Here is a 6,007-nt window from a genome sequence, read left to right as displayed (position 1 = left end):
TCCATGCCGGTGCCGAGATTGGTGGTGACGGCGCCCAGCCAGCCGGTCTGGATGATGCCGGCAATGCCGGCCGACAGCGCCGAGATCATGTAGACGGCAACCTTGATCTGGCGCACCGGAACGCCGGTCAGCGTTGCCGCGTGCTCGTTGCCGCCAATGGCAAAGATGTGGCGGCCGAACTTCGTCCAGCGCAGGATAAAGCCGGTGATCAGCGCCAGAAGGATCATGTAAAGCACCGGATTGGCGATGCCGAACACCCAGGCGCCGCCGCCCAATGACAGAAGCTTGGCGTGGTCCGGCCCGAACTGGAAGACGACGGTGTTGTTGGAGGCGACCATGGCGAGGCTGCGGGCGATCGACAGCATGCCGAGCGTCACCACAAAGGGTGGAAAGCCGAGATAGGCGATCAGCACGCCGTTGAAGGCGCCAATGGCGAGCGCGGTGGCAATGGAGGCCAGGATGCCGACCTCGATCGAGTAGCCGGCATGCATGGTGACGGCCAGCACCATTGACGACAGGCATAGTACCGAGCCAACCGACAGGTCGATGCCGCCGGTGATGATGACGAAAGTCATGCCGAGCGCGATAATGGCGACGAAGGTGATGTTGCGGGTGATGTTGTAGAGGTTCTTCGAGGTGGCGAAGGCGTCGGTGGCAAACGATAGGAACACGCAGGCAAGGATGACCGCGATCACCACCCAGAAGGTCTGGCTGGCAAACACTCTCGCGGCCAAGGATTGCTGCTTGTGTTCGATCGGCTGGTCAATTGTCAGTGCCATCGTCGACCTTCATCTGCTGCGTGGTGAAATTCGCTGAAATCAAACCTGTTCGATGGCGCCGGTGATCAGCCCGGTGACTTCCTCGGGCGAGCTCGACGCAATCGTCTTGTCGGCGACCTTGCGGCCGCGCCGCATGACGATGACGCGGTCGGCGACGGTGAAGACGTCAGGCATTCGGTGGCTGATCAGCACGACGGCGATGCCCTGATCGCGCAAATGGCGGATCAGGTTCAGCACTTCGGCGACCTGGCGCACCGAGATCGCCGCCGTCGGTTCGTCCATCAGCACGATCTTGGCCTGCGACAGCATGGTGCGGGCGATCGCCACCGCCTGGCGCTGGCCACCCGACATCTGCTTGACGAGGTCGCGCGGACGGGTTTCGGACTTCAATTCGGCAAAGAGCTGGCCGGCACGCTTGTACATCGAGGCATAGTCGAGGATGCGGAACGGCCCGACGCCGCGCCGCAGCTCGCGGCCGAGATAGACGTTGGCGGCGGCAGTCAGATTGTTGCAGAGCGCAAGGTCCTGGTGGACGATCTCGATGCCGTGCTGGCGGGCTTCCGCCGGCTTGTGCAGGATCAATTCCTTGCCGTCCATGTGCATGGTGCCATGGCTCGGGCGGAAATTGCCGGCGATCATCTTGACCAGCGTCGACTTGCCGGCGCCGTTGTCACCCATGAGGCCGACCACCTGTCCGGGCTCGATCGACAGCGAAACGTCGTTGACAGCCTGGATGGCGCCGAAATGCCTAGAGATGTTGGTGAGTTCGAGAACCGCCACCAGCCTTTGCCTCCCCGTGATTTGCGACCTGCCGCTGTTCCCGGCGTGGATGCCGACGCTGCTTAGGCCTCGCTCTCCCCGGCTCCTCCCGAAGACGGCGTTAGCGTTCTTTTACGCAAAAGCCGGCGCACGTCAATCAATTGTCGGACGAATTGGGCCAGGACTATTTTAAAAATCCGTTTTGTAGGACAAATAGCATTGACGTTGGCGCCAAGCCGATATTAGCTAAGCGTCGGAGGAGATTATGCCGATCCCCGCTGGCGGTTCGCCGGCCGGAATCGGCGGAGGTTTGACGGCCCAGCATCCGGCGACACCTGTGTGTGAGCTGATCTGAAGCCGAATCTGGAAATGCTTATCGATCTGTCCTGGCGACACGAGCGCTCGAAACGACCCTCGGTCATCACGCATCCGGTCGATCTGTATGGCGGGCACGCCGTGTCCGTTTGTTTCAAGGGAGGACTGACATGAGGAAGACACTTTTGCTCGCCGCCGTCGCCGCAATGGCGTTGGGTGCCGGGCCGGCTTTGGCCAAGAAACAGCTCGTCATTGTCGTGAAAGGTCTCGACAATCCGTTCTTCGAGGCCATCCACCAGGGCTGCGAGAAATGGAACAAGGAAAACGCCAGCTCGGAGTATGAATGCTTCTACACCGGTCCGGCGTCGACTTCGGACGAGGCCGGCGAGGCGCAGATCGTCCAGGACATGCTGAGCAAGGCCGACACGGTGGCGATGGCGATCTCGCCGTCCAACGCGCCGCTGATCGCGCAGACGATCAAGAGCGCCAATCCGACGATCCCGATCATGACGGTCGATGCCGATCTCAGCAAGGAAGACGCAGGTCTTCGCAAGACCTATCTCGGTACCGACAATTACCTGATGGGCAAGAAGATCGGCGAGTACATCAAGAAGGGCAAGCCGAATGGCGGCACGATCTGCACCATCGAAGGCAACCCGGCAGCCGACAACATCCTGCGCCGTGCGCAAGGCATGCGTGACGCACTGTCGGGCAAGGAAGGCCTTGCGGCACTTGCCGGTGAAGGTGGCTGGACCGAAGTTCCCGGCTGCCCGGTGTTCACCAATGACGATGGCGCCAAGGGCGTGCAGGCGATGACCGACATCCTCGCCGCCAACCCCAAGCTGGACGCTTTCGGCATCATGGGCGGCTGGCCGCTGTTCGGCGCGCCGCAGCCCTATCGCGATCTGTTCGGACCGCTCAAGGACCGGATCGCCAGCAACGACTTCGTCATCGGCGCCGCCGACACGATTGGCGACGCAGTGGCGATCGCGCGTGACGGCCTTGTGACTGCTCTTGTCGGTCAGCGTCCATTCGAAATGGGCTACAAGGCACCGTCGGTGATGATCGACCTGATCGAAGGCAAGCCCGTCGCCGATCCGGTGTTCACCGGCCTCGACGAATGCACCAAGGATACGGTCGACACCTGCATCCAGAAGTAGGTTCTCGATGACGGGGCGCCCGGTTGCGGGCGCCCCGTCATTCCTGAACGGAAGCGATAATTCCCGAACGGACGCAATGGTTGGGGCAACCGGCTCCGGCTTTGCCGCGTCCGTGATCTGGGTTTTTCGGCAACGAGATCGGCGCCCGTGCGGTTCGGACCAGTCCGGACGACAGACGGTCGACGCATTGGAACGTGGATGCCGGACGAGAAATCAAGCAAGCGAACCGACCCGGCCAAGCCACAAGCCAGCCGCAGCCCGGCTGTCATGCGCAAGGCCGGTGCCGCGCATTTTGCGGGAGCGAGCGTCCATGTTTCGCTGGCCGGCGAGATTGGCCTGCGGATCGTGCGTGGCGACTATCCGCCCGGTACCATCCTGCCCAACGAGTCCAGATGGGCCGAGATATTCAATGTCAGCCGTTCGGCGGTGCGCGAAGCCATCAAGATGCTGATGGCGAAAAGCCTGTTGGCCTCACGCCCCAAGATCGGCAGCTGGGTCGAGCCGAGGGAGCGCTGGAACCTGCTCGACCGCGACGTTCTGGCCTGGTACGCGACGGCGCCCGACCGCGAGGCGTTCCTGCGAACCGTGCAGGAGTTTCGTCATATCATCGAGCCGGAAGCGTCGGCCTTTGCCGCCATGCGGCGCAGCGACGAGCAAATGGCGGAAATCAGCCAGGCCTGCCGCGAAATGGGCGAGGCCTTGAGCCTGCAGGAGCGTATCCGCGCCGACACGCGCTTTCATCTGGCCATCCTGCGCGCTTCCGGCAACGACCTTCTGGTGCCGCTCGGCGTGCTGATCGAGTCGGCGCTCGACCATCTCTTCGCATTCACGACGCAGCAGGTCGCCGATCAGCGCCAGGCGCAGAAGCTGCATGAGGCGATCGAAAGGAACATCCGCCTGCAGCGCCCAGCCGCCGCGCGCAACGCCGTGCACAAGCTGCTTGCAGATACCGACGATGGGATAGGGCGGTGGAGGCGGTGATCGGCGCCAGCCTTGGGTAATCGGTCAAATGGTCTGCTTCTTCCCATCCTTCATCGGCATCAGGTCGACACCGTTCACCCCAGCGATATGCGTAGCCAGCATCGGCACGAATTGCTCGGCCGGCCCGGTTGCATGGGCACCGGCGAAGGAGTTCTTGGTGGCGTTGCCGAGCGGATTGGCAATACCGGCCGCACCCGCCATCGATTCCAGATAGGTCAGGTCCTTGAAGGCATTGGCGATGGTGAATTTGTGCGCGTCGCGGTCACCTTCGAGCGTCCAGCGCATGAAGGTCTGGTAGAAGCCGCAATCCATGCGGCCATTGCGAATAACGCTGTCGAAGCGCGGCGGCGAGATGCCGACCTTCTCAGCCAGCGCCAGCGCCTCGGAATAGATCGCGGCGTAGCCGAGCGAGATGAAATTGTTGAGCAGCTTCATGCGATGGCCGTCGCCGGTGTCGCCGATATGGACGATGCGGCCGGCCCAGGTTTCGATCACCGGCTTCACCCTGGCAAAGAGGGCGTCCGGCGCGCCGACCATCGCGTCGAGCGTGCCTTCCCAGGCTTCCTTCGGCGTGCGGCTGAGCGGCGCGTCGACAAAATCGATGCCGAGCGCCTTGAGTTCCTCTGCCAGCGCCACCGTCGAGACCGGATCGGAGGTCGAGCAGTCGACGACGACCGAGCCCTTTTTCAAGCCCTCCTTGAGGCCGCCGGGGCCGCGAATGATGGCTTCGACCTCGCGCGAACCGGTGACGCAGATGAAGACGATATCAGATGCCGCCGCCACATCGCGCGAGGTCGATGCTTCCGTGGCGCCGCGGCCAAGCAGGTCTTCCGCCGGTTTGCGGTTCTTGCGGCCGAGGAAGGTCAGGCTGTAGCCCTTGTCGACGATGTTCTTGGCGATCCCGTGGCCCATCAGGCCAAGCCCGATGAAGCCGATCTTTTCGCTCGCGGCAGTCGTGTTCATGTCTTCAAGTCCTGTTGCAATGATTGATGTCAGGCACTGCCGTTTTGCAGGCGAGGGTGGTTGCGGATGGCGATATTGTCTGACAATACACATAAATTCCTGAGGATGTGGAGAGCAAAATGACGAAGCGGATCATGTTCACCGGCGGCAGCGGCAAGGCCGGACGCCATGTCGTCCAATATCTGGTCGAGCAAGGCTGCCAGGTGCTCAACATCGACACCAAGCCGCTCGACAATCCCAAGGTGCGCACGCTGATTACCGACATCACCGACAGCGGGCAGGTGTTCAACGCACTGTCGAGCTATATGGGCCTGCATGAATTCGACCCCTCGCTGCGCCCGCAGCCGGTCGATGCGGTGGTGCATTTCGCCGCCATCCCGCGCATCATGATCACCACCGACAACGAGGTGTTCCGCATCAATGCGCTCGGCACCTACAATGTCATCGAGGCGGCGGTTAAGCTCGGTATCCGCAAAATTATCATCGCCTCCAGCGAGACGACTTATGGGCTTGTGTTCGCCAACGAGCCGCGCGATCCCAAATATTTCCCGCTCGACGAGGAGTATGATGTCGATCCGATGGACAGCTATGCTTTGTCCAAGGTCGTCAACGAGAAAACGGCGCGGGCCTTTGCGCAACGCAACGGCACCGACATCTACGCCCTGCGCATCGGCAACGTCATCGAGCCGCACGAATATTCGCTGTTTCCGAAATGGTTCGCCGATCCGGGTTTCCGCAAGCGCATCGCCTGGAGCTATGTCGACGCGCGCGACCTTGGCCAGATCACGCTGCGCGCCATCGAGAAGGACGGGCTCGGCTATCAGGTGTTCAACGCGGCCAATGACGACACCTCGTCCGACCTGCCGACTGCCGAACTCCTGAAGCGGTTCTACCCCGGCGTGACGGTCAAGGCCGAACTCGGCGAATACGAGACGCTGCTCTCCAACCGCAAGGCGCGCGACGTGCTGGGCTTCCGCCCGGAGCATAGCTGGCGCAAATACGTCAAGCAGGACTGATCCGCGAAGCAATCGGGGCTGATCTGTGCACAGC

Annotated in this window: 6 protein-coding genes; 3 read left to right on the top strand and 3 right to left on the bottom strand. The window is 62.1% G+C overall.

Translation table 11 applies throughout. The annotated features are described in order from the left end of the window. Window positions 1-779: ABC transporter permease (locus EN893_RS14905; RefSeq protein ID WP_164900877.1), on the bottom strand; the 779-nt coding region annotated here is incomplete at its 3' end. 39 nt (window positions 780-818) lie between these two features. Beyond that, window positions 819-1,559, bottom strand: a complete 741-nt coding sequence (locus EN893_RS14900) for an ATP-binding cassette domain-containing protein (RefSeq protein WP_013530854.1) — start codon at window positions 1,557-1,559, stop codon at window positions 819-821. A gap of 464 nt (window positions 1,560-2,023) precedes the next feature. Between EN893_RS14900 and EN893_RS14895 the strand changes: the two genes are divergently transcribed. Next, window positions 2,024-3,013, top strand: coding sequence for a sugar-binding protein (locus EN893_RS14895; RefSeq protein ID WP_128361616.1), 990 nt, complete (start codon window positions 2,024-2,026; stop codon window positions 3,011-3,013). A gap of 198 nt (window positions 3,014-3,211) precedes the next feature. Next, window positions 3,212-3,994, top strand: a complete 783-nt coding sequence (locus tag EN893_RS14890; RefSeq protein WP_127266787.1) for a FadR/GntR family transcriptional regulator — start codon at window positions 3,212-3,214, stop codon at window positions 3,992-3,994. Between the two features lie 24 nt (window positions 3,995-4,018). On the opposite strand, the gene EN893_RS14885 is transcribed toward EN893_RS14890, so the two are convergent. Continuing rightward, a complete protein-coding gene (locus EN893_RS14885) occupies window positions 4,019-4,957 on the bottom strand; it encodes an NAD(P)-dependent oxidoreductase (RefSeq protein ID WP_127266786.1) in 939 nt (312 codons plus the stop codon). A gap of 119 nt (window positions 4,958-5,076) precedes the next feature. Here EN893_RS14885 and EN893_RS14880 point away from each other — a divergent pair, with 119 nt between their 5' ends. Next, window positions 5,077-5,973 carry an NAD(P)-dependent oxidoreductase gene (locus tag EN893_RS14880; protein ID WP_127266785.1) on the top strand — a complete coding sequence of 299 codons (897 nt, stop codon included), beginning with the start codon at window positions 5,077-5,079 and terminating at the stop codon, window positions 5,971-5,973. Window positions 5,974-6,007 lie beyond the last annotated feature (34 nt).

The sequence above is a fragment of the Mesorhizobium sp. M7A.F.Ca.CA.004.04.2.1 genome (assembly GCF_004022825.1).
In the GTDB taxonomy this organism is placed as follows: domain Bacteria; phylum Pseudomonadota; class Alphaproteobacteria; order Rhizobiales; family Rhizobiaceae; genus Mesorhizobium.
The sequence above is the reverse complement of the archived record's forward strand: the minus strand, read 5'-3'. Positions and strand labels throughout refer to the sequence as shown.

Coding starts and splice junctions, on each gene's coding strand:
- EN893_RS14895 (WP_128361616.1), top strand. CDS start 2,024: ATGAGGAAGACACTTTTGCTCGCCGCCGTCGCCGCAATGGCGTTGGGT.
- EN893_RS14890 (WP_127266787.1), top strand. CDS start 3,212: ATGCCGGACGAGAAATCAAGCAAGCGAACCGACCCGGCCAAGCCACAA.
- EN893_RS14885 (WP_127266786.1), bottom strand. CDS start 4,957: ATGAACACGACTGCCGCGAGCGAAAAGATCGGCTTCATCGGGCTTGGC.
- EN893_RS14880 (WP_127266785.1), top strand. CDS start 5,077: ATGACGAAGCGGATCATGTTCACCGGCGGCAGCGGCAAGGCCGGACGC.